This is a genomic window from Zafaria sp. Z1313, assembly GCF_050563205.1.
Classification (GTDB): Bacteria; Actinomycetota; Actinomycetes; order Actinomycetales; family Micrococcaceae; genus JAZDCJ01.
In genome coordinates, this window is the sequence record NZ_JBNWUK010000009.1 from 1 (window position 1) to 21,187 (window position 21,187).

18 protein-coding genes and 1 tRNA gene are annotated in these 21,187 nt (G+C 71.9%); 12 read left to right on the forward strand and 7 right to left on the reverse strand.

From position 1 onward, the window contains the following. A partial coding sequence (locus tag ACQ3I4_RS10095; RefSeq protein ID WP_430633484.1) for an FAD-dependent oxidoreductase occupies positions 1–1,116 on the forward strand: 1,116 nt, incomplete at its 5' end. A gap of 28 nt (positions 1,117–1,144) precedes the next feature. Then, positions 1,145–3,019 (forward strand): RNA polymerase sigma factor, encoded by a 1,875-nt coding sequence (locus ACQ3I4_RS10100; RefSeq protein WP_430633485.1) that lies wholly within the window; start codon positions 1,145–1,147, stop codon positions 3,017–3,019. Between the two features lie 122 nt (positions 3,020–3,141). Here ACQ3I4_RS10100 and ACQ3I4_RS10105 read toward each other — a convergent pair whose 3' ends face one another. Further along, a complete protein-coding gene (locus ACQ3I4_RS10105; protein ID WP_430633486.1) occupies positions 3,142–3,570 on the reverse strand; it encodes a Fur family transcriptional regulator in 429 nt (142 codons plus the stop codon). Positions 3,571–3,642: 72 nt separating this feature from the next. Between ACQ3I4_RS10105 and ACQ3I4_RS10110 the strand changes: the two genes are divergently transcribed. Together ACQ3I4_RS10110 and htpX are read left to right on the forward strand one after the other, a co-directional pair. After that, positions 3,643–4,920, forward strand: a complete 1,278-nt coding sequence (locus ACQ3I4_RS10110) for an MFS transporter (protein WP_430633487.1) — start codon at positions 3,643–3,645, stop codon at positions 4,918–4,920. Positions 4,921–5,082: 162 nt separating this feature from the next. After that, positions 5,083–5,949: a zinc metalloprotease HtpX gene (htpX, locus tag ACQ3I4_RS10115; protein ID WP_430633488.1), complete on the forward strand. Its 867-nt coding sequence runs from the start codon at positions 5,083–5,085 to the stop codon at positions 5,947–5,949. Positions 5,950–6,047: 98 nt separating this feature from the next. Here the strand turns inward: htpX and ACQ3I4_RS10120 are convergent, their stop codons facing one another. After that, positions 6,048–6,536, reverse strand: a complete 489-nt coding sequence (locus tag ACQ3I4_RS10120) for a YajQ family cyclic di-GMP-binding protein (RefSeq protein ID WP_430633489.1) — start codon at positions 6,534–6,536, stop codon at positions 6,048–6,050. A 163-nt stretch (positions 6,537–6,699) separates the two neighbouring features. Between ACQ3I4_RS10120 and ACQ3I4_RS10125 the strand changes: the two genes are divergently transcribed. Both ACQ3I4_RS10125 and ACQ3I4_RS10130 read left to right on the forward strand, forming a co-directional pair. Continuing rightward, a tRNA-Tyr gene (locus tag ACQ3I4_RS10125) sits at positions 6,700–6,781 on the forward strand. A 293-nt stretch (positions 6,782–7,074) separates the two neighbouring features. Then, the gene (locus tag ACQ3I4_RS10130) at positions 7,075–8,583 is read left to right on the forward strand and encodes a catalase (RefSeq protein WP_430633490.1); all 1,509 of its coding nucleotides are present in this window, start codon (positions 7,075–7,077) and stop codon (positions 8,581–8,583) included. Between the two features lie 212 nt (positions 8,584–8,795). Here the strand turns inward: ACQ3I4_RS10130 and ACQ3I4_RS10135 are convergent, their stop codons facing one another. Together ACQ3I4_RS10135 and ACQ3I4_RS10140 are read right to left on the reverse strand one after the other, a co-directional pair. Continuing rightward, complete coding sequence (locus ACQ3I4_RS10135) at positions 8,796–9,176, reverse strand: ankyrin repeat domain-containing protein (RefSeq protein ID WP_430633491.1); 381 nt, start codon at positions 9,174–9,176, stop codon at positions 8,796–8,798. A 100-nt stretch (positions 9,177–9,276) separates the two neighbouring features. Continuing rightward, entirely contained in the window at positions 9,277–9,690 is a 414-nt protein-coding gene (locus ACQ3I4_RS10140) for a hypothetical protein (protein ID WP_430633492.1), read from the reverse strand. A 339-nt stretch (positions 9,691–10,029) separates the two neighbouring features. Here ACQ3I4_RS10140 and trxA point away from each other — a divergent pair, with 339 nt between their 5' ends. Both trxA and ACQ3I4_RS10150 read left to right on the forward strand, forming a co-directional pair. Then, positions 10,030–10,407 (forward strand): thioredoxin, encoded by a 378-nt coding sequence (gene trxA / locus ACQ3I4_RS10145; RefSeq protein ID WP_430633493.1) that lies wholly within the window; start codon positions 10,030–10,032, stop codon positions 10,405–10,407. Between the two features lie 160 nt (positions 10,408–10,567). After that, on the forward strand, positions 10,568–12,391 hold the full coding sequence (locus tag ACQ3I4_RS10150; RefSeq protein WP_430633494.1) for an AMP-binding protein: 1,824 nt from the start codon (positions 10,568–10,570) through the stop codon (positions 12,389–12,391). A 15-nt stretch (positions 12,392–12,406) separates the two neighbouring features. Here ACQ3I4_RS10150 and ACQ3I4_RS10155 read toward each other — a convergent pair whose 3' ends face one another. Then, a complete protein-coding gene (locus tag ACQ3I4_RS10155) occupies positions 12,407–13,456 on the reverse strand; it encodes a DNA-3-methyladenine glycosylase family protein (protein WP_430633495.1) in 1,050 nt (349 codons plus the stop codon). A gap of 113 nt (positions 13,457–13,569) precedes the next feature. Here ACQ3I4_RS10155 and ACQ3I4_RS10160 point away from each other — a divergent pair, with 113 nt between their 5' ends. Together ACQ3I4_RS10160 and ACQ3I4_RS10165 are read left to right on the forward strand one after the other, a co-directional pair. Next, positions 13,570–14,946 carry a cystathionine beta-synthase gene (locus tag ACQ3I4_RS10160; RefSeq protein ID WP_430633496.1) on the forward strand — a complete coding sequence of 459 codons (1,377 nt, stop codon included), beginning with the start codon at positions 13,570–13,572 and terminating at the stop codon, positions 14,944–14,946. Positions 14,947–14,957: 11 nt separating this feature from the next. After that, on the forward strand, positions 14,958–16,115 hold the full coding sequence (locus tag ACQ3I4_RS10165; RefSeq protein WP_430633497.1) for a cystathionine gamma-synthase: 1,158 nt from the start codon (positions 14,958–14,960) through the stop codon (positions 16,113–16,115). A gap of 106 nt (positions 16,116–16,221) precedes the next feature. Here the strand turns inward: ACQ3I4_RS10165 and ACQ3I4_RS10170 are convergent, their stop codons facing one another. After that, positions 16,222–17,403, reverse strand: coding sequence for an amidohydrolase (locus ACQ3I4_RS10170; protein WP_430633498.1), 1,182 nt, complete (start codon positions 17,401–17,403; stop codon positions 16,222–16,224). Positions 17,404–17,557: 154 nt separating this feature from the next. Beyond that, on the reverse strand, positions 17,558–17,983 hold the full coding sequence (locus tag ACQ3I4_RS10175; protein ID WP_430633499.1) for a hypothetical protein: 426 nt from the start codon (positions 17,981–17,983) through the stop codon (positions 17,558–17,560). A gap of 37 nt (positions 17,984–18,020) precedes the next feature. Here ACQ3I4_RS10175 and ACQ3I4_RS10180 point away from each other — a divergent pair, with 37 nt between their 5' ends. Next, complete coding sequence (locus ACQ3I4_RS10180; protein WP_430633500.1) at positions 18,021–18,674, forward strand: MOSC domain-containing protein; 654 nt, start codon at positions 18,021–18,023, stop codon at positions 18,672–18,674. 349 nt (positions 18,675–19,023) lie between these two features. After that, the gene (locus ACQ3I4_RS10185) at positions 19,024–20,976 is read left to right on the forward strand and encodes a DEAD/DEAH box helicase (protein ID WP_430633501.1); all 1,953 of its coding nucleotides are present in this window, start codon (positions 19,024–19,026) and stop codon (positions 20,974–20,976) included. Positions 20,977–21,187 lie beyond the last annotated feature (211 nt).

Here is a 21,187-nt window from a genome sequence, read left to right on the forward strand (position 1 = left end):
TACGACGCGGTGGTCTTCGCGACCGGGGCGATCCGGGACGCGGACCTGAACATCCCCGGGATCGAGCTCGAGGGCTCCTACGGGGCCGCGGACTTCGTGTCCTGGTACGACGGGCACCCGGACGTGGACCGGCACTGGCCACTGCAGGCGCGCGAGGTCGCGGTGATCGGCAACGGCAACGTGGCCCTGGACGTGGCCCGGGTGCTCTCCAAGCACGCGGATGACCTGCTCTCCACGGAGATCCCGGCGAACGTGTACGAGGGGTTGAAGGCCTCCCCGGTCACGGACGTGCACGTCTTCGGCCGCCGCGGTCCGGCGCAGATCAAGTTCACCCCGCTGGAGCTGCGGGAACTGAGCCATTCGCGGGATGTGGACATCGTGCTCTACCCGGAGGACTTCGAGTTCGACGCGGCCTCGGACGAGGCGATCAAGACGAACAACCAGGTCAAGACCATGGTGAACACGCTCACGAACTGGCTCGTGGAAGAGCAGGACACGGGGGCCTCGCGGCGCCTGCACCTGCATTTCCTGCACAACCCGGTCGAGGTCCTGGGCGAGGACGGGCGGGTGTCCGGGCTGCGCTTCGAGCGCCAGGAGCTGGACGGCACGGGCAACGTGCGCGGTACGGGGGAGATCGTGGACTACCCGGTCCAGGCCGTGTACCGGGCGATCGGCTACTTCGGCTCCGAGCTTCCCGAGGTCGGCTTCGACGCCGCGCGCGGCGTGGTACCGAACGCGGGCGGGCGGGTCCTGGACGAGTCCGGGCAGCCCGTGCCGGGGCTCTACGCCACGGGCTGGATCAAGCGCGGGCCCGTGGGCCTGATCGGCCACACCAAGGGCGACGCCCTCGAGACCATCGGCAACCTGCTCGAGGACCGCTTGTCCCTCCCGGCCGCGACGCAGCCGGACGAGGATGCCGTGATCGGCCTGCTCGAGGAGCGCGGCATCCGCTACACGACGTGGGAGGGATGGCTGGCCCTGGACGCCCACGAGCGCGCGCTCGGCGAGGCGGCCGGTACGCTGCAGACGGAGGCCGGTCCCGTGACCCGCGAGCGCATCAAGGTGGTCCCGCGCGAGGACATGGTCGAGGTCTCCACGCGCCAGCCCGTGACCTGATCCCCGTTCCCGACGTAGAAGGCACCGTGTGACAGCCGAGTTCCAGCACCCCGCGGAACAACCCGTCCCGGACGACGCCCTGGCGTCCCGGGTCCGGGCCGGCGACCCCTCGGCCGCCGCGGTCCTCGCGGAGCGGCACCGTGCGGCGGCCCTGGCCGTCGCCCGCACCCATGCCGACGACGACGCCGGGGCACAAGCGCTGGCCGAGGACGCGCTCGGGCTCGTGCTGCGTTCCGAGCGGGACGGGCTCTCCCCGCCGGAGTTCTTCCGTGGCCGCTGGTGCACGGCCGTCGCACGGCTCGGCCTCTCCGCCGCGGACGGCTCCTCCGACCCGCACCGCTTGTTCGAGCGCGGCGACGCCCACGCGGATCGCGTGATGGACCTCCACGAGGCCCGGCTGCTCGCGAACGCCTTCCGTTCGCTGCCACCGCGCCAGCAGGCGGCCCTCTGGCTCGTCGAGGTGGAGGGCCGCGACGAGCGCGCCGCCGCGCCGCTGCTCGCGGTCACGCGCGAGGCGGCCGCGGCCGTGACGGCGCAGGCGCGGGAGGGCCTCGCCGCCGCCTATGCGCAATCCCACCTGGCCCTGAGCGCCGACCCGGCGTGCGGTGCGGCGCTTGGGCCGCGGCCAGCCGGCGGTCCGACCGGACCGGAAGGCCTCCGGTCCGGTGGCCGCCGTCCCGGGCCGCGCGGCCCCGAGGCGCGTGGCTCCGAGGCGCGGGAGCGGGGGGAGGCCTGCCCGGCGTGCCGCTGGGCGTTCGAGCTCGCGGGTGATCCCGGCCCCGCCGTGCGGCGCGTGGTCGTTCCGCTCTTCCTCGGCGCGGGAACGGCGGGCCACCTCGTGGTGCCCGCCGCCGCGCCGCTGCCGACCCGGGCCGGCGCCGCCGCGGCCGTTCGCGGGCCGGCGCGCTTCATCAAGGACAACGCCGTCGCGCTCGGGCTGGCAGTCGCCGCGGCGCTCACGGCGGCTGCCGTGGCCACGGCCGGAGTGCTTCCGCTCGGCGACGACGACGGGGCGCGGCCCGGTGCCGGCGTGTCCGACGAGGCAACGGACACGCCGGGCGGGTCCTCCAACGGGGGAGGCACCGACGGCGCCGACCGCGCCGAGACGGCGCCCGGCGTCTCCCTTCCGGCAGGCGGCGGAGCGGGCGACGGCGGAGCGGGCGGCGGCCTCGACGACTCGGCCGCGCGACCAGGGGCGGAGACGACGGCGCCGGGCGGCCCGGGATCCGGCGGTGCCACGGGGCCCGGGAACGGCGGGGCGGCGGACCCCACGACGGGCGCGCAACCCACCGCCCCGGGCACGGGAGGGGGGTCGACGGTGCCCTCGGCGTCGGAGCCCGGAGGAACGGGCGCGCCCTCGCCCACGCGGACGCCCGGTCCCAGCCCGACCGCCTCGACCTCCGGCACTCCATCGTCCAGTCCGACCGGCAGCGCTCCCGCGGATCCGTCCACGACGCCCAGCGGGACCCCGACGCCCACGGAATCCGACCCCGGAAGCGGCGCCCCGCCGTCGTCCTCCGAGCCGACGCCGGACCCGACCCCGACGGAGCCCGCGCCCGAGGGGCCCGCGATCGGCGGCTGGACCGTCACTTCCGGTGGCGGGGGCAACAGCACTGCGATGTTGTTCGAGCCGGAGGGCGGATTCGCGCCGCCCATGACCGTCACGTTCACCGTGCGACCCGCCACGGTGAACCTCATCGACGTGCCCCTGGGCGGGGCCGCGTGCACCCGGACGGGCGTGCCGGGCCAGTGGCGCTGCCTCACGGACGGGCGGCAGACGCTCCAGTTCGGGCTGACGGCGACCGGATCCCCGGACGGGGGCTCGGCGGAGCTCTCCGTCGAGGTGCAGGACGACGCCGGACGCGGCTTCAGCGGGACGCGGGGCATCCCGGTCGCGGACTGAGCTCGTCCCTCACCCTCGCACTCACCCCATCGCGCCCCACGCCACGCTCTCCACCCCCGGGTCGTGACGCGGCAGTCTGAACAGCGCTGGGCTGGATGGCGATGGGTGCAGCGGGGGCCGCGTCAGGAGGCCTTGGCCTCACGGCAGGCGGAGCACACGCCCTGGTAGACGACGTCGGCGATCTGGATCGTCATGCCGTGGTCGGTCGACGGGGTCAGGCACGGCGCGTGGCCCACGGCGCAGTCGACGTCCTCGACGCGTCCGCACGAGGTGCAGACGGCGTGGTGGTGGTTGTCGTCCGCCCGCGTCTCATACAGGGCGGCGGACTGCGGCGGGGTGAAGCGGCGCAGGAGCCCCAGGGCGGTGAGGTCGTTGAGGACGTTGTAGACCGACTGGATCGAGGTCTCCGGCAGCTCGCGGCGGACCTCGGTGGCGATCGCGTCCGCGGGGGAGTGCGGCATCCGGTCGAGCACGCCGAGGATCGCCAGGCGCTGGCGCGTGACGCGCAGGCCGTGGGCGCGGAGCCGTGCCGGATAGTCCATGCCGTCCATTGAACCGGTTTATTTTGAAAGCGTCAAAATAATGTGGCCCACGCGATAGTTGCCCGCGGGTACAATCCTCAGGTGTCCCGCCTCTTCGCCGACCTGACCCCGCTGAAGGTCAGCCCCGCGTTCCGCCGCCTCTTCATCGGCAACGCGCTCTCCGCCGTCGGCAGCCAGCTCACCCTGATCGCGGTGAGCCTGCAGGTCTACCACCTCACCGCGTCGAGCTTCTACGTGGGACTGCTGGGCCTGTTCGCCCTGGTCCCGCTCGTCCTGGCGGGCCTGTACGGGGGATCGGTCGCCGACGCGCACGACCGCCGTCGGGTCGCACTGGCCTCCTCGTTCGTCCTCTGGCTATCCACGATCGGCTTCGCCGCCCAGGCCTGGCTGCAGCTGGACAGCATCTGGGTCCTCTACGCGCTCACGGCCGTGCATTCCGCCGCGGCCGGCATCAACCAGCCCACGCGCGGGGCCATCATCCCCGCGCTCATCGGCACCAAGCTGCTGCCCGCGGCGAACTCGCTGAACATGGTCACGTTCGGGATCGCCATGATGGTCGGGCCCCTGCTCGGCGGCGTCCTCGTGGCCCAGGTCGGCTACGGCTGGACGTACACGATCGACGTCGTCACGTTCCTGGCCGCCCTCTGGTCCGTCTACCGGCTGCCGCCCCTGCCCCCGCAGGGCGAGATCTCCAAGGCCGGGATGCGCTCGGTGATCGAGGGCTTCCGCTTCCTGGGCGGCCAGCCGAACGTGCGGATGACGTTCCTGATCGACCTCGCCGCCATGATCCTCGCCGCCCCGCGCGCGCTGCTGCCGGCCATCGGCGCCGTCATGCTCGGCGGAGGCGAGGCGACCGTGGGCCTGCTCCTCGGCGCGGTGGCCCTCGGGGCCTTCCTGACGGGCCTGTTCTCCGGGCCGCTGACCCGGATCCACCTCCAGGGCACGGCGGTGTTCTGGTCCGTCGCCGCGTGGGGCGCCAGCATCTCGGCGTTCGGGCTCGTGGTGCTCCAGGCCTCCCGCGAGCCGCTGCCGAGCGGCGGGACGTCCGGGTGGATCTGGGCGGCCGTGGCGTGCTGCGCCGCCGCGGGCGTCGCCGATTCCGTCAGCGGCGTCTTCCGGACCACCATCCTGCAGACCGCCACGCCCGACCACTTGCGCGGACGGCTGCAGGGCGTGTTCATCGTCGTCGTCGCGGGCGGGCCCCGGATCGGGGACATGGTGGCCGGCGGCGTCTCGACCGGCCTCGGCGAGGCCTGGACGCTCGTCGTCGGGGGTCTCGCCTGCATCCTCGGCGCGTGGCTCCTGGTGCGCTGGAGCCCCGGGTTCCTCCGCTACGACTCCCGCAACCCCGTCCCGTAGCGCGTCCGCGTCCCCTGTCCCCTCGCGTGTCCGCCTGTGGCGAACCCGTGGCGAAGCGGCCGCCCGCGCCGGAACACGGCGGAACGGCCCGTCGTTGACTAGATTGGATACACGCGGGCCGCACGGAGCGGGCCGCACCGGATGGACCAGGAGTGAGGTTCCGTGCACCGTCACAACAACGGACTCAAGACAGCGCTGCTGCTGGGCGGCCTGTTCGCCCTGCTGCTGGCGATCGGCGGCCTCATCGCGGGAGGCACCGGGAACTCGACCTTCATCTGGATCTTCATGCTGATCGGCCTGGGCACCACCGCCTACGGGTACTGGAACAGCGACAAGATCGCGATCAGGGCCATGCAGGCCTATCCCGTCACGCCGGAGCAGCAGCCGGCGATGTACCGGATCGTCCACGAGCTCTCCGTGGCCGCCCAGCAGCCGATGCCGCGGCTCTACGTCTCGCCGACGTCCGCCCCCAACGCGTTCGCGACGGGGCGCAACCCCCAGAACGCCGCGGTGTGCTGCACCGAGGGGATCCTGCAGATCCTCGACGAGCGCGAGCTGCGCGGCGTCCTGGGACACGAGCTCATGCACGTCTACAACCGGGACATCCTCACGTCCTCGGTCGCGGCGGCCGTCGCGGGCGTCATCACCTCGGTGGCCCAGTTCCTGCTGTTCTTCGGCGGCGACCGCCGCAACGCCAACCCGATCGCGATGATCGCCACCGCGCTCCTGGCGCCCCTGGCGGCCTCGCTCATCCAGATGGCGATCAGCCGCACGCGCGAGTACGACGCCGACGAGGACGGCGCCAGGCTCACCAACGACCCGCTGGCCCTCGCCTCCGCCCTGCGCAAGCTGGAGATGGGCGTCCAGCGCGCGCCGCTGCCGGAGGACCAGAGGATCGTCAACGCCTCCCACCTCATGATCGCCAATCCGTTCCGCGGCGGCGCCCAGAAGCTCTTCGCCACCCACCCGCCGATGGCGGACCGCATCGCCCGGCTCGAGCGGATGGCCGGGCGCCCGCTCGGATCGTAGCCTCCGCGCAAGCAACCCGGCGCGACGACGCCGCCGCCCCCGGAGGGAGGCGGCGGCGTCGTACTGCCTGCCGGGCCCGCGGCGCGGGACCCGGCGTCCTAGCGGAAGTTCACGAACTGCAGGTCGGCTTCCTCGAAGGTGCGCAGCAGGGCCATGGTGGCCTGCAGGTCGTCGCGCGACTTGGAGGAGACGCGCAGCTCGTCGCCCTGGATCGTCGACTTGACGCCCTTGGGGGCCTCGTCGCGGATGAGCTTGTTGATCTTCTTGGCGACGTCCTGGGCGATGCCCTCCTTGATGGAGGCCTCGATCCGGTACTCCTTGCCGGAGGCGAACGGCTCGCCGGCGTCGAGGGACTTCAGGGAGATGTTGCGCTTGACGAGCTTGGTCTGGAAGACGTCGAGGACGGCCTTGACGCGCTCCTCGGAGTTGGCCTTCATCAGGATCTTCTCGCCGCTGAAGTCGAGCTCGGCGCCGACGCCCTTGAAGTCGTAGCGCTGGGCGATCTCCTTCTGCGCCTGGTTCAGGGCGTTGGACACCTCCTGGCTGTCGACCTTGCTCACGACGTCGAACGTGGAATCACTCGCCATGGAATCCTCCTGGGGTTGCTGGGGTGTTTGGCACCAGCCTACCGGCACGCGCCGCGGCCCGCGGGGTGGGGGAGGAGGGTCCCGCGGGGCGCCCGCTCCGGGCGGATTCGATTCTGGAGGGTTTCTTGGGTAGAGTATCTACTCGTTCCACAGCGGAGCGTTCGGCAGATTACCCGAGCGGCCAAAGGGGGCTGACTGTAAATCAGCTGGCACAGCCTACGGGGGTTCGAATCCCTCATCTGCCACCCGTGAAGAAGTCCCGTGACCTGGGTCCAGGTCACGGGACTTCGTCGTTTCCGGGACGGGGAAGGGCACCCTTTCTTATTTGGAATAGTTCCAGAAAAGTGGTTGACTGGTGCCATGATCGGAACCGGGAACGGCGCCGCCCTCCGGGTCGCTCCGCACGGTGCGGCCAGCGATGGCGGCCACGTTTCCCGGCGGATTCACCACAAGCCACCGGTCACGTCCGAACGGCGGGGCGGAGCGACCCGCCCTCGTGCCGGACGGTAGCGGTTCTTTAGCAGAAGGAGCGAAGGAAATGACCCAGGACAACACCAAGCCGTTGACGACCGCGGCGGGAGCCCCGGTTACCGAGAACGACAACGCCATCACCGCCGGCCAGCGTGGCCCGATGCTGCTTCAGGACGTCTGGTTCCTCGAGAAGCTGGCGCACTTCGACCGCGAGGTCATCCCCGAGCGCCGCATGCACGCCAAGGGCTCGGGCGCCTGGGGCACGTTCACCGTGACCCAGGACATCACCAAGTACTCCAAGGCCGCGATCTTCTCCGAAGTCGGCAAGCAGACGGAGATGTTCGCCCGCTTCTCCACTGTCGCCGGTGAGCGCGGCGCCGCCGACGCCGAGCGCGACATCCGCGGCTTCGCCCTCCGCTTCTTCACCGAGGAAGGCAACTGGGACGTCGTCGGCAACAACACCCCCGTGTTCTTCCTGCGCGACCCGCACAAGTTCCCGGACCTGAACCGCGCCGTGAAGCGCGATCCCCGCACCAACCTGCGGTCCGCCGAGAACAACTGGGACTTCTGGACCAACCTCCCCGAGGCGCTGCACCAGATCACCATCGTGATGTCCGAGCGCGGCATCCCGGACGGCTACCGCCACATGCACGGCTTCGGCTCGCACACCTTCTCCTTCATCAACCAGGAGAACGAGCGCTTCTGGGTCAAGTTCCACTTCCGCACCCAGCAGGGCATCCAGAACCTCTCCGACGAGGAGGCAGCGAAGCTCGTGGCCGACGACCGCGAGTCCTCGCAGCGAGACCTCTTCGAGGCGATCGACCGCGGCGACTTCCCGAAGTGGAAGTTCTTCGTGCAGATCATGCCGGAGGCCGACGCCGCGACGTACCGCTTCCACCCGTTCGACCTCACCAAGGTCTGGTCCAAGAAGGACTACCCGCTCATCGAGGTCGGCGAGTTCGAGCTCAACCGCAACCCGGAGAACTACTTCCAGGACGTCGAGCAGGCCGCCTTCACCCCGGCGAACCTGGTGCCCGGCGTCAGCGTCTCCCCGGACCGCATGCTGCAGGGCCGCCTGTTCTCCTACGGCGATGCCGCCCGCTACCGCCTGGGCGTCAACCACCACCAGATCCCGGTCAACTACCCGCGCGGCGCCAAGGTGGTCAACACCTACCACCGCGACGGCGTGGGCCGGGCGGACGGCAACCAGGGCGGGACCCCGGGCTACACCCCGAACAGCTACGGCCGCTTCGAGGCGCAGCCGGAGTACGCGCACCCGGGCCTGAACGTGGGCGGGGACTACGCGGACCGCTACGACTTCCGCGCGGACGACGCCAACTACTACGAGCAGCCGGGCGACCTGTTCCGCCTCATGAGCCGTGAGCAGCAGGAAGTCCTGTTCGCCAACACGGCGCGCGCCATCAACGGCGCCTCGGAGGCCACCGTCGAGCGCCACATCTACAACTGCACGCAGGCCGATCCGGCCTACGGCGAGGGCGTGCGCCGGGCCATCGAGGACCTCGCGGCCGGCCGCCTCGGCCAGAAGGACCCGAACCCGGAGAACGCCCCGGTCTAGTCCTGGACGGTACGACGACGGACGGCGGCCCGGGAGCCCCGGCCCACCGCCCGTCGTCGCCCTCCCCGCAGTACGGGAACGCCCGGGCAGCCAGCTGGCTGCCCGGGCGTTCCCGTGTCTCCGTACGAACGTGTCTCCGCATGGATCCGGTTCCGTGGGGATCCGTCTCCGTTGGGGGTCCTTCTGGGCTGGGATGTGCCTCCGGGTGGATTTCAGCCGTCGAGGAGGCCGCTGCGGCCGAACATCTCGGCGGTCGCGCGGGCGCTCGGCGTGCCCGCGTCGAGGTCGGCCCCCGCGGCGAGGAGCGCCTTGACGATCTGGTCCTCGCCCTTGAAGAGGGCGCCGGCGATCGGGGACTGGTCGCGGGCGTTGCGCAGGTCGACGTCGGCTCCGCGGGCGATGAGCGCCTCGACCGTCGCCGCGCGGCCGTGGTAGGCCGCGAGCATCAGCGCCGTGTTGCCGCCCGGGTCGCGCGCGTCGAGCGCGAGCCCGTGGTCGAAGAACTCCAGGAGGGTCTCCGTGTCGCCTTCGCGGGCGCGGTCCAGGGCGAGTTCGATGAGTCGGGCCGTCTGGTCGGCCGAAAGCGGTTCCATGCGCCCCATTGTATTCGGGCCCGGCGGCGGAGCGTCTGGGCGCGGCGGCGCGTCTGGGATTGGCGGCGGTGTGTCCGGGCTCCGTGGCGGCGCATCCGGGTCAGGCGGCGGCCCATCCGGCGAGATCGTCGAAGTACGCCTCCCACAGCAGCAGCACGGCCTCCGGATCGGCGGAGGCGAGCGCGGCGTAGTGCGCCCACTGCCACGCGGTGGCCCCATTGGAGTCCGGCGGGGCGGGGCCGCAGCTTCCCGGGGTCGTCCAGAGGCCGTCCTTCCAGAGGGCATGGACGTGGCCGAAGGCGGTCGCGGCCGAGGACGGGTCGTCGAGCCGGCGGGGGAGGGCGAGCCGGGCCTGGATCCGCGCGGCCCCCGAGACGGCCGTGAGGCGCGTGCCGCCGCCTTCGACCACACCAGGCAGCCCGGTCAGGTAGCCTTCCGCCGCCGTCTTCCCGCGCCGCAGCGCGTCCCGGAGGCCGGAGCCCTCCACGATCACCAAGAGCGTGCTCGTTGCCATGCGTGACTCCTTCTCCGTCTTCTCCGTCGTGTTCCTCGTTGCCATCCGCTGCGTCGGGACGAGCGGTGCCGTGCCGGGCGGCCGTGCCCACGGGCTCCGCCGCCCGCTACCCGTCGCCGGTGAGCCGGCCCGCACGTCCGCTCCCGTTTCCCTCGGCGTGAGGCGCCTGCCCTTTCCCCTCGACGCTAGGCACCGGCCGCGGCGCGCGGCAGGGGGTGCGGCGGATCTGTGGATATCGGCGGTGGGCGGCGCGCCTGTGAGGGGAGCCGGCAACGTGCTTTCCTCCACATCCGGGCCCCTCGGCGCGACAGGGGCGGGTCGAGGCGCTACCTTGGAAGGATGGCAACCATCGACATCACCGAGGCCGAGTTCGCACAGACCATCGAGCAGAACGACATCGTGTTCGTGGATTTCTGGGCGGAATGGTGCGGCCCGTGCCGTCAGTTCGCCCCCGTGTTCCAGGCGGCTTCCGAACAGCATCCCGAGATCACGTTCGCCAAGGTGGACACCGAGGCCGAGCAGGGCCTGGCCGCCGCGGCCGGCATCACCTCCATCCCGACGCTCATGGCCTTCCGCGAAAAGGTGCTCGTGTTCTCCCAGCCCGGCGCGCTCGGCCAGACCCAGTTCAACGACCTCGTCGAGGCCGTCAAGGGCATCGACATGGCCGAGGTCCACGCGCAGATCGCCGCCCCGCCCGCGCCCGAGTCTGCGAGCTGACCATCTGAAGGCGCGGGGAGTCAGGCTCTCCCTGCGCCCACGTGCTTCCCGGCCCGCCGGGGCCGCCATCTTCCCTTGAGGCGCCTCCTGCTTTGATATGTTCTGTGTCACACCGCACAGAGCACGTCACACCGCAGCAGCGGGCCGACAGGAGCCGAGCATGACCCACCACGCCGCCTACGCCGCCACCGATTCCCACACCGCCGGGGATGCGGAGCTCCCCGTCCTGCGCCAGACGATCGGGGCGCATTTCCGGGCGGTCGCCACGACCCATCCGGACGCCCCGGCGATCATCGAGGCCTCGACGGGCCGGCGCTGGAGCTATGCCGCGATGGACCGCGACACCGAGCTCCTCGCCCGCGCCCTCCTGGCCGCGGGGCTGGCCCCGGGCGACCGTCTGGGCCTCTGGAGCCCGAACTGCGCCGAGTGGACGCTGCTCCAGTACGCGACGGCCAAGGCCGGGATCATCCTCGTCAACGTCAATCCGGCCTACCGCACCCACGAGCTCGCCTACGTGGTGGAGCAGTGCGGCATGGCGATGCTCGTCGCGGCCCCGGCGGACGCGAACAGCGACTATCCGGCGATGGCCCGCGAGGTGGCGGCCGGGGCGCCCGGGCTGCGCGCGCTCGTCCTCCTCCCGGAGCCCGGAGCGGACACGGGCCTCGGTGACCACGCGGCGACCGGCGATCCCGGCGCGGTCACCGCCGCCGGTGACGTGCGCGACGCAAGCACGGCGGAAGCCGACGACCCCGATGCGGCCACCGCGGCGGCGTCGTCCGCATCCGGGGACTCGATCGCAGCGCCCACCGGACCCGAGCTGACCTGGCGGCAACTGCTCGACGGAGCGGCCGGCGTCGAACAGGCCCGGCTCGACGCGATCCTGGAATCCCTCGACCCGGACGACGCAATCAACCTGCAGTACACCTCGGGCACCACGGGATTCCCCAAGGGCGCGACGCTCAGCCACGCGAACATCCTCAACAACGGCTTCCACATCGGCGAGCTCCTCGCCTACACGACGTCCGACCGAGTGGTGCTGCCCGTCCCGTTCTTCCACTGCTTCGGCATGGTGATCGGCAACCTGGCGGCCTTCTCCCACGGCGCCGCGACGATCCTGCCGGGCCGCTCCTTCAAGCCCGCCGAGGCCCTGCGGGCCGTCCAGGAACACGGCGGGACGAGCCTCTACGGCGTGCCGACGATGTTCATCGCCGAGCTCGCGCTCCCGGACTTCGCCGAGTACGACCTCTCGACGCTCCGCACGGGTGTCATGGCCGGTTCGCCGTGCCCCGTCGAGGTCATGAAGCGCGTGATCGACGAGATGCACATGTCCGGGGTGGCGATCTGCTACGGCATGACGGAGACCTCGCCGGTGTCCACGATGACCCGGGCCGGCGACTCGCTCGAGAAGCGCACGCAGACCGTCGGCCGGACGATGCCGGCGCTCGAGTCGAAGATCGTGGATCCCGCGACCGGCGTGGTGGTGCCGCGCGGGACCACGGGGGAGCTCTGCACGCGCGGATACGCCGTGATGAAGTGCTACTGGAACGATCCGGAGAAGACGGCCCAGGCGGTCGACGCGGACGGGTGGATGCACACGGGCGACCTCGCCGCGATGGACGACGACGGCTACGTGCGCATCGAGGGCCGCATCAAGGACATGGTGATCCGCGGCGGGGAGAACATCTCCCCGCGCGAGATCGAGGAGTTCCTCTACGGCCACCCGTCGATCCGCGACGTGCAGGTCATCGGCGTACCCGACGAGAAGTACGGCGAGGAGCTCATGGCCTGCGTCATCCTCAAGGACGGCGCGAAGCCGTTCGGCCTCGAGGAGCTGCGGGCGTTCTGCGCGGGGCGGATCGCGCACTACAAGGTCCCCCGCTACCTGCAGGTGCGCGAGTCCTTCCCGATGACGGTCTCCGGCAAGGTGCGCAAGGTCGAGATGCGCCGCGAGGCGGCCGAGTCGCTCGGTGCCCTCGAGCGCTGAGCGGGACGGCCCGGCTCACCGGCTGCGGTGGTCCAGGGGCGCCAGCCGGGGCCCGAACGAGGGCTTGCGGATCCCCGAGAGGTAGAGCATCCGGACGACGCGCTGGCGGTGGCCTGCCCAGGGCTCGAGGAGGCGCAGCATTCCGGCGTCGTCGGTCCGCCGGCCCGTGAGCGCGTGGCCGACGAAGCCGGCGAGGTGGAAGTCGCCGACCGAGACCGCGTCCGGATGGCCGTGCGTGCGCTGCAGGACCTCGGCAGCCGTCCAGGGGCCGATGCCGGGGACGGTCTGGAGCAGGCGCCCGGGATCCTGCCCGCAGGACAGGGCGGCGAGCCGGTCCAGACCGGCGGCCGAGGCGGCGGCCCGCAGGATCGTGTCCCGTCGGTGGGCGTCGACGCGGGCGGCGTGCCAGTCCCAGCTGGGCACGCGCCGCAACTGCGCGGGCCGGGGCGGGACACGCAGCCACTCCGGCACGGGCCCCGGGGCGGGGTCGCCGAATCGGCCCGCGAGGTAGCGCCACGCGTGGCGGGCCTCGATCGTCGTGACCTTCTGCTCGAGCACGACCGGGACGAGGGCGTCGAACACGCGCCCCGTCGAAGGGAGCCGGATGCCGCGATTCCGCCTCCGGGCCTCCCGCGCCGGGCGGGGCAGGGTCGCGGCGAAGCCCGGGTCGTCGAAGCCGCTCCAGTCGTCGCCGGCGCCGAGCAGCGCGGGGACCGTGGCGGCGGCGTCGTCCGCTCCCGGCCCCCACGCCTGCCAGTCCACCACGGGTTCCTGCTGCGGGTCGTCCCGCCGCAGCTCGAGGCGCAGGGAGGCCGCCCCGGACCCGGTGTTGACGGCGAGCCAGGCCGATGCGCCCGCGACGCGCACGCAGGGATCATGCATGCCACGCTGCAGCACGCCGAGCGTCGCCTCGAGGGAGTAGGGGCCGCCGGGCCGCCAGGAACCGTGCGGACTCCCGGCTCCGGGCGCGGCCCCCGCACCCGGCTCCCGGGCGGCGGGCGGGCGCGCGGCGGCTCCTGCGGACGCCCCGGGGCCCGGGGCGGTGGAGGACTCGGTGGCGCGCATCCTTCCATGGTGCCACCCGCCCCCGACGATCCGCCGCCGCGGGGTGCCGTGCGTGTGTACGGAGGTTGCGCCCGGTACCCGTTTCGACGGGGCCCGGCGGTAGAGTTCACGGCATGAAATACGCGCAGTCCGTCCTCGACTTGATCGGCAACACCCCGCTCGTCAAGCTCAACCAGGTCACCGAAGGCCTCCAGGCCACCGTCCTCGCCAAGCTCGAATACCTCAACCCCGGCGGCTCGATCAAGGACCGGATCGCGTTGAAGATGGTTGAGGAGGCGGAGAAGTCGGGCGAACTGAAGCCCGGCGGCACCGTCGTCGAACCGACCTCCGGGAACACCGGCGTCGGACTGGCCCTCGTGGCCCAGATGAAGGGCTACAAGACCGTCTTCGTCACCCCGGACAAGGTGGGCGAGGAGAAGCGCGACGTCCTGCGCGCGTACGGCGCCGACGTCGTCGTGACCCCGACCGCCGTCGCCCCCGACTCGCCCGAGTCCTACTACGGCGTCTCCGACCGGCTCGTGCGGGAGATCCCCGGCGCCTACAAGCCGGACCAGTTCTCCAACCCGGCCGCCCCGGCCAGCCACTACGAGACCACGGGCCCGGAGATCTGGAACGACACCGAGGGCGCCGTGACCCACGTCGTGATCGGCGCGGGAACGGGTGGCACCATCACCGGCACGGGCCGCTACCTCAAGGAGGTCTCCGCGGACCGCCCCGGCGGCCCCGTGCGCGTGATCGGCGCCGACCCGGACGGCTCCGTCTACTCCGGCGGCACCGGCCGGCCCTACTTCGTCGAGGGCGTCGGCGAGGACATGTGGCCGGGCAACTACGACCCCTCCGTCCCGGACGAGGTCCTGCCCGTGACCGACGCCGAGGCGTTCGCCATGACGCGCCGCCTCGCCGAGGAGGAGGGCCTGCTCGTCGGCGGCTCCTCCGGCATGGCCGTCGTCGCAGCCCTGCGGATCGCGCGGGAGCTGCCGGCCGACGCCGTCGTCGTCGTCATCCTGCCCGACGGCGGGCGCGGCTACCTGGCCAAGATCTTCAACGACGAGTGGATGAAGTCCTACGGATTCATCGCCGAGCACGAGGGCGGCACGGTCGAGGACGCCCTGCGCGCCAAGTCCGGCGGGCTGCCCGACCTGATCCACACCCACCCGGCCGAGTCGGTGCGGGACGCGATCGACGTGATGAACGAGTTCGGGGTCTCCTGCCTGCCCGTGCTGTCCAAGGAGCCGCCCGTCCGCCTGGGTGAGGTCGTGGGCAGCATCGACGTGCGGACCCTGACCTCCAAGCTGTTCAAGGGCGAGGCCTCGCTTTCCGACGCGATCGACGCCCACGTCGGCGCGCCGCTGCCGCTCATCGGCGCCCAGCAGGGGATGACCGCCGCGCGCGCCAAGCTCCAGGACGCCGAGGCGCTCATGGTCACGCGCGACGGCGAGCCCGTCGGCATCCTGACCCGCCACGACCTGCTGAACTACCTGACCCACTGAAGGGACCGACGATGACCTCCCAGAACCAGGGATTCAATACCCGTGCCATCCACGCCGGCCAGGCGTTCGAGCCGCATACCGGGGCCGTGGTCCCGCCTGTGCACTTCTCCACGACCTATGCTCAGGACGGCATCGGCGGGCTGCGCAACGGCTACGAGTACGGGCGCGGCACCAACCCGACGCGCGACTCGCTCCAGGAGCAGCTCGCCGCGCTCGAGAACGGCACCCATGCCTTCACCTTCGCCTCCGGCCTGGCCGCCGAGGACTCGCTCATCCGGGCGTTGACCCGTCCGGGCGACCACATCGTGCTCGGCAACGACGCGTACGGCGGCACCTACCGCCTGATCTCGCGGATCTTCGGCGAGTGGGGGATCGGCAACACCCCCGTCGACATGGCGGACCTCGATGCGACGGCCGCGGCCGTCGCCGCGCACCGGACCCGCCTCGTGTGGCTCGAGACGCCGTCGAACCCCATGATGAAGATCTCCGACATCGCCGCCGTCGCGAAGATCGCGCACGACGCCGGGGCCCTCCTGGTCGTCGACAACACCTTCGCGACGCCCTACCTGCAGCAGCCGCTGGACCTGGGCGCGGACATCGTGGTGCACTCCACCACCAAGTACATCGGCGGGCACTCCGACGTGGTCGGCGGGGCGGTCGTGGTCAAGGACGCGGACCTGGCCGAGAAGATCGGCTTCCTGCAGTTCGCCGCCGGCGCCGTGAACGGGCCGATGGACGCCTTCCTCACGACGCGCGGCCTGAAGACCCTCGGGGTGCGGATGGACCGCCATTCGGACAACGCCCAGGCCGTCGCCGAGTGGCTCCTGGGCCGCCCCGAGGTGGAGAAGGTCCTCTTCCCGGGCCTCCCGGAGCACCCGGGCCACGAGCTCGCCAAGGCGCAGATGAAGCGCTTCGGCGGCATGGTCTCCGTCCAGTTCGCGGGCGGGGAGGCGGCGGCGCGCGCGGTCGCGGAGTCCACGCGCGTCTTCACGCTGGCCGAATCGCTCGGAGGCATCGAGTCGCTCATGAACTACCCCTCCGAGATGACCCACGCCTCCGTCAAGGGCACCGAGCTGGCCGTGCCGGAGAACCTCCTGCGCCTCTCCTGCGGCATCGAGGACGTCGGGGACCTCATCGCCGACCTCGAGCAGGCCTTCGCCCGGCTGTAGGGCGGCCCGGCCCCCGCCGGGCCGCTTCGCCGACGGGAGGACGTCAGATCCGGCGTCGGCCGGAACCGCCGCGCGGCCGCGGCCGACCCGGGGGACACGCCCCCGGCTACGCGGCCGTCCGGGGAGCGACGCGCGGAAGCCGGGCGCCGGCGTCGTACTCCATGACCTGGCGCCCGCCGATGAAGACGCGCAGCGCCCGCTGCATCACGTCCAACGGGTCCCCGGACCACAGCACCAGGTCGGCATCCTTGCCCACCTCGATCGAGCCGATCCGCTCCGCGAGGCCCAGGACGCGCGCGGGGTTGATGGTGATCGAGCGCAGGGCCGCGACGGGGTCCAGGCCCTCCTTCACCGCGAGCGTGCACTGGTGGACGAGGAAGTGGATGGGGATCACGGGATGGTCCGTGATGATGGAGATCTCCACGCCCGCCGCGTCGAGCCGGCCCGGATTGGCGAGCGAGCGCCCGCGCAGCTCCACCTTGGACTTGGTCGTGAACAGCGGGCCGATCAGCACCGGCACGCCGCGCTCGGCCAGGACGTCCGCGAGCACGTGCGCCTCCGTTCCGTGGTCCAGGACCAGCTCGTAGCCGAACTCGTCGGCCAGGCGCAGGGCCGTGGCCACGTCGTCGGCGCGGTGGCAGTGCTGGCGCCACGGGATCTCGCCGCGCAGCACCATCGCGAGCGCCTCGAGCTTCGGGTCCACGGCGTCGGGGTCCGCCTTGGCCATGTAGTTCCGGGCCTCGATGAACGCCTTGCGGATGACCATCGCCGTGCCCAGCCGGGTCGAGGGGGTCTGCTTCTTCTCCCCGTAGACGCGCTTGGGGTTCTCGCCCAGGGCCGACTTCAGGCCGCTGGGGGAACGCAACACCATCTCCTCGATGTAGCGGCCGTGGGTATGCATCGCCACGGCGAGCCCGCCGACCGGATTGCCGGAGCCGGGATTGACGTTCACGGTCGTCACGCCGCCGGCCAGGGCGTCGTCGAAGCCGGGGTCGAACGGGTCCACGGCGTCGATCGCGCGGACGGCCGCCATGATGGGGTCCGTCATCTCGTTCACGTCCGCGGTGGATCCGACCTCGCCCTCGGGATGCATCCCGAGGTGCACGTGGGCGTCGACGAAGCCCGGCAGGAGCCACTGCCCGCCCGCGTCGAGGACCTCGGACCCGTCCGGGATGGCGGCGTCGGGCCCGGCGGCGGCGATGACGCCGTCGCGCACCACGACCGTCCCGTCGAAGGGTTCGCCTTCGATCGGGACGACGTGGGCGTTGGTGATGGCGAGCAGGGTCATGGCGGGGTCCTCTCGAGTGGTTCGGATATCCCGACCCTACCCGCCGGTCACCAGCCGGGAGGATCGTCCGAAGCATGACGTTTTAGCTGGGGCATGACGTTTTATTGTCATGGCCCGATGAAATCGTCACTGTTCGCGCAGCGCACAGCGCCGGCTAGCGCCCCCGGGCCTGCCGCGCCTGGCGGCGTTCGGCCTTGCGCAGCGCGCGGGCCTGGCGGGACTGCTCCTTGAAGTAGGCCATGCTGGGCGGAAGCCACAGCAGCAGGACGCCGATCAGGAGGCCGACGGCGAGGACGCCGAGGCGGGGTCCGCGCATCAGCAGGGGGATCCCCGCGATGAGCCCGAAGGTCGTCAGGAGTCCACGCCCGGCGAGGAGTCCGCGGGCCAGCTGCCACGCGCCCCAGCCGATCAGCAGCGCCAGGACGCCGAGGGCGATCGAGAGCGTCACGAGCCCGACGCGCTCGGCGTTCGTCGACAGCTCGAAGTTCGTGATCGTCGCCGCGGACAGGGCCAGGCAGGCCGCCGCGAGGACGCCCCACCACCACACGGCGCCGCGCAATGTTCCGGGGAGGTTCTTCACGCCGTCCAGCCTACCGGGCGCCGCTAGCATGGACCCCATGGAACCCCTCGACTCGGGCCGCCTTGTGGCCGTCTGCCGCGTCCACCAGCTGCTGCCGGACCGGGGATCGGTCGGCGTGACGGCGATCGACAAGCGCCCGGTCGAGGGTCCCGTGAAGTTCGGCCCGCTCGGGCTCCATGCCGACGTGCAGGCGAACCGGGCCCACCACGGAGGGCCAGACCAGGCCGTGTACGCGTACTCGGAGGAGGAAGCCGCCCGCTGGGGTGAGGAGCTGGGCCGCGGCATCGAGCCGGGCCTCTTCGGAGAGAACCTGCGTGTGTCCGGGATGCCCGTCTCCGACGCCGTGATCGGCGAACGGTGGCGGATCGGCACCGCCGAGCTCGAGGTCACGATGCCCCGCACCCCGTGCGCGACGTTCGCCCGCCGGCTGGGGGAGGAGCGGTGGGTCGTCCGCTTCACGGAGCGCGCCGACACGGGCTGCTACCTGAAGGTCGTGCGCAAGGGGAAGGCGGGTGCGGGGGACGGCATCGCCGTCGTGCACCGCCCCGCGCACGGGGTGACGGTCCGGAGCTTCTTCACCGGGCCCTCGCCCGAGGACGCCGGGCGGCTGCTCGCCGGGCACGAGGGAGGCGAGTGGGTCCTGCCGGAGAAGATCCTTGCCCGCTCCCGGCACGTGCTCCGGGCGCGGTAGCAGGACGACGCCGGGGCCCCGCCCGCGCTCCTGGCCCGCCGGCCGCACGGGTCGTCCCGGGAGGGCGCGGGCCCGTAGGAGTCGGCGGTGTGCGCAAGCGCACAGGCCCCGGGTCGGCCCCGGGGCGGCGCGTCCGTTAGACTTAAGTGTTCGCCGATCTCCGGCTCCCTCGCATCCTGCCCAATTCTTGAGGCAAGAGCTCATCGTGTGTGAACCCGCCAAGCGGGTGGTTTTTCATAGGGGAGCACCGGAACTTACGGCGTTGAGTCCGAATGTGCCGCGGATCCCGCTCGAAAGAGCGGACGCTGATCCGCCCCTATGAATGAGGTATATCCCCATGTCTTCAGACATGTCCGAAAACACGACCGACACCACCTCCACCGAGAACGCCCCGGAGGAGGAGACCGTCCGCTTCACCGACCTCGGGATCGACGGCCGCGTCCTGGCCGCGCTGACCGACGTCGGCTACGAGAAGCCGTCCCCGATCCAGGCCGCCACCATCCCGCTGCTGCTCTCCGGCCGCGACGTCGTGGGCCTGGCCCAGACCGGCACCGGCAAGACCGCCGCGTTCGCCATTCCGGCCCTGTCCAAGATGGCCGAGCTCGCGGACCTCAACGGCCCCGCCCGCAACACCCAGGTCCTGGTCCTCGCCCCGACCCGCGAGCTCGCGCTCCAGGTCGCCGAGGCCTTCACCTCCTACGCCAAGCACATGGGCGACTTCACCGTCCTGCCCGTCTACGGCGGCTCCCCGTACGGCCCCCAGCTCAACGGCCTGCGCCGCGGCGCCCAGGTCGTCGTCGGCACGCCCGGCCGCGTGATCGACCACATCAACAAGGGCTCCCTCGACCTCTCCGGCCTGCAGTACGTGGTCCTGGACGAGGCCGACGAGATGCTGCGCATGGGCTTCGCCGAGGAGGTCGACAAGATCCTCGAGGCCACCCCGGAAGAGAAGCAGGTCGCCCTCTTCTCCGCCACCATGCCGTCCTCGATCCGCCGCATCGCGAAGCAGTACCTGCGCGATCCGCAGGAGGTCTCGGTCAAGTCCAAGACCACCACGGGCAAGAACATCCGCCAGCGCTACGTCCAGGTCATGGGCCCGCACAAGCTCGATGCCCTGACCCGCATCCTCGAGGCCGAGGAGTTCGACGGCGTCATCGCGTTCGTGCGCACCAAGATGGCCACCGAGGACCTCGCCGACAAGCTCAAGTCCCGCGGATTCCGCGCCGCCGCGATCAACGGCGACATCCCGCAGCAGCAGCGTGAGCGCACCGTCGAGAACCTCCGCGCCGGCAAGATCGACATCCTCGTCGCGACCGACGTCGCCGCCCGCGGCCTCGACGTGGAGCGCATCAGCCACGTCGTGAACTACGACATCCCGCACGACACCGAGTCCTACGTGCACCGCATCGGCCGCACGGGCCGTGCCGGCCGCACCGGCGACGCGATCCTGTTCATGACCCCGCGCGAGAAGTACCTGCTGCGCGCGATCGAGAAGGCCACGCGCCAGCCGGTCGAGCTCATGCACCTTCCGAGCGTCGAGTCCGTCAATGACAAGCGCCTCGAGAAGTTCGCCGAGCGGATCACCGAGACCCTTTCCGCCGAGGACCTGACCGTCTTCCGCGGGCTCGTGGAGAAGTACGAGGCCGACCACGACGTCACGGCGGTCGAGATCGCCGCGGCGCTGGCGCACATGGCCCAGGGCGGCCGCCCGCTGCTCCTCGAGGAGCTCCCGGTGCCGCCGGCCAAGCAGGCCCGCATGTCCAAGGGCGCCAAGGACGGCTTCGGCTCCCGCGGCCCGTCCCGCCCGCTGACCGAGGGCAACGCGACGTACCGCATCGCCGTCGGCCGCCGCCAGCGCGTGATGCCGGGCTCGATCGTCGGCGCCCTGGCGAACGAGGGCGGCTTCAGCTCCGCCCAGATCGGCGGGATCGACATCCGCGCCGACCACACCCTCGTCGAGCTCCCGGCCGAGCTGAGCCAGGACCAGTGGCAGGCCCTGTCCCGCACGCGGATCGGCGGCGAGCTGATCAACCTCGAGCTCGATTCCGGGCGCAAGCCGCGCAGCGACCGCGAGGGCGGCGGCTACGCCGGCGGCCGTGGCGGCTACCGCAAGGACCGTGGCTTCGACTCGGGCCGTGGCGGCGAGCGCGGCGGAGACCGTGGCGACCGCGAGTTCGGCGGAGACCGCGGCGGCTTCCGCAAGGACCGCGGCACCGGTGGCGACCGCGGCGGCTTCGGCGGCTCGCGCAAGCCGCGCAGCTCCTCGCGGGGCTTCGAGGGCGGCCGCAGCCGCAGCTACTAGGCACGACGACGACGGCGGCGTCCGCCGCCGACCAGGCACACGAGGCCGGGCACCCATCGAGGGTGCCCGGCCTCGGCCGTCCCCGCTGACCCCCGGACCGCCCACATGAGAGCTCTCTCATCGGGCCTTCATGTCCGGCTCATGTCCGGCCCACAGGCTGGATGGACGCCCCGCCGGGGCGTCCCGGACGGCCGGGGTGCTTGAGAGGATG

What these genes read in the sequence shown, in the direction of transcription:
- ACQ3I4_RS10150 (WP_430633494.1), top strand. Translation starts at nt 10,568, where the DNA reads ATGACCCACCACGCCGCCTACGCCGCCACCGATTCCCACACCGCCGGG.
- ACQ3I4_RS10140 (WP_430633492.1), bottom strand. Translation starts at nt 9,690, where the DNA reads ATGGCAACGAGCACGCTCTTGGTGATCGTGGAGGGCTCCGGCCTCCGG.
- ACQ3I4_RS10135 (WP_430633491.1), bottom strand. Translation starts at nt 9,176, where the DNA reads ATGGAACCGCTTTCGGCCGACCAGACGGCCCGACTCATCGAACTCGCC.
- ACQ3I4_RS10160 (WP_430633496.1), top strand. Translation starts at nt 13,570, where the DNA reads ATGAAATACGCGCAGTCCGTCCTCGACTTGATCGGCAACACCCCGCTC.
- ACQ3I4_RS10185 (WP_430633501.1), top strand. Translation starts at nt 19,024, where the DNA reads ATGTCCGAAAACACGACCGACACCACCTCCACCGAGAACGCCCCGGAG.
- ACQ3I4_RS10170 (WP_430633498.1), bottom strand. Translation starts at nt 17,403, where the DNA reads ATGACCCTGCTCGCCATCACCAACGCCCACGTCGTCCCGATCGAAGGC.
- ACQ3I4_RS10155 (WP_430633495.1), bottom strand. Translation starts at nt 13,456, where the DNA reads ATGCGCGCCACCGAGTCCTCCACCGCCCCGGGCCCCGGGGCGTCCGCA.
- ACQ3I4_RS10165 (WP_430633497.1), top strand. Translation starts at nt 14,958, where the DNA reads ATGACCTCCCAGAACCAGGGATTCAATACCCGTGCCATCCACGCCGGC.
- ACQ3I4_RS10120 (WP_430633489.1), bottom strand. Translation starts at nt 6,536, where the DNA reads ATGGCGAGTGATTCCACGTTCGACGTCGTGAGCAAGGTCGACAGCCAG.
- ACQ3I4_RS10130 (WP_430633490.1), top strand. Translation starts at nt 7,075, where the DNA reads ATGACCCAGGACAACACCAAGCCGTTGACGACCGCGGCGGGAGCCCCG.
- trxA (WP_430633493.1), top strand. Translation starts at nt 10,030, where the DNA reads ATGGCAACCATCGACATCACCGAGGCCGAGTTCGCACAGACCATCGAG.
- ACQ3I4_RS10180 (WP_430633500.1), top strand. Translation starts at nt 18,021, where the DNA reads ATGGAACCCCTCGACTCGGGCCGCCTTGTGGCCGTCTGCCGCGTCCAC.
- ACQ3I4_RS10105 (WP_430633486.1), bottom strand. Translation starts at nt 3,570, where the DNA reads ATGGACGGCATGGACTATCCGGCACGGCTCCGCGCCCACGGCCTGCGC.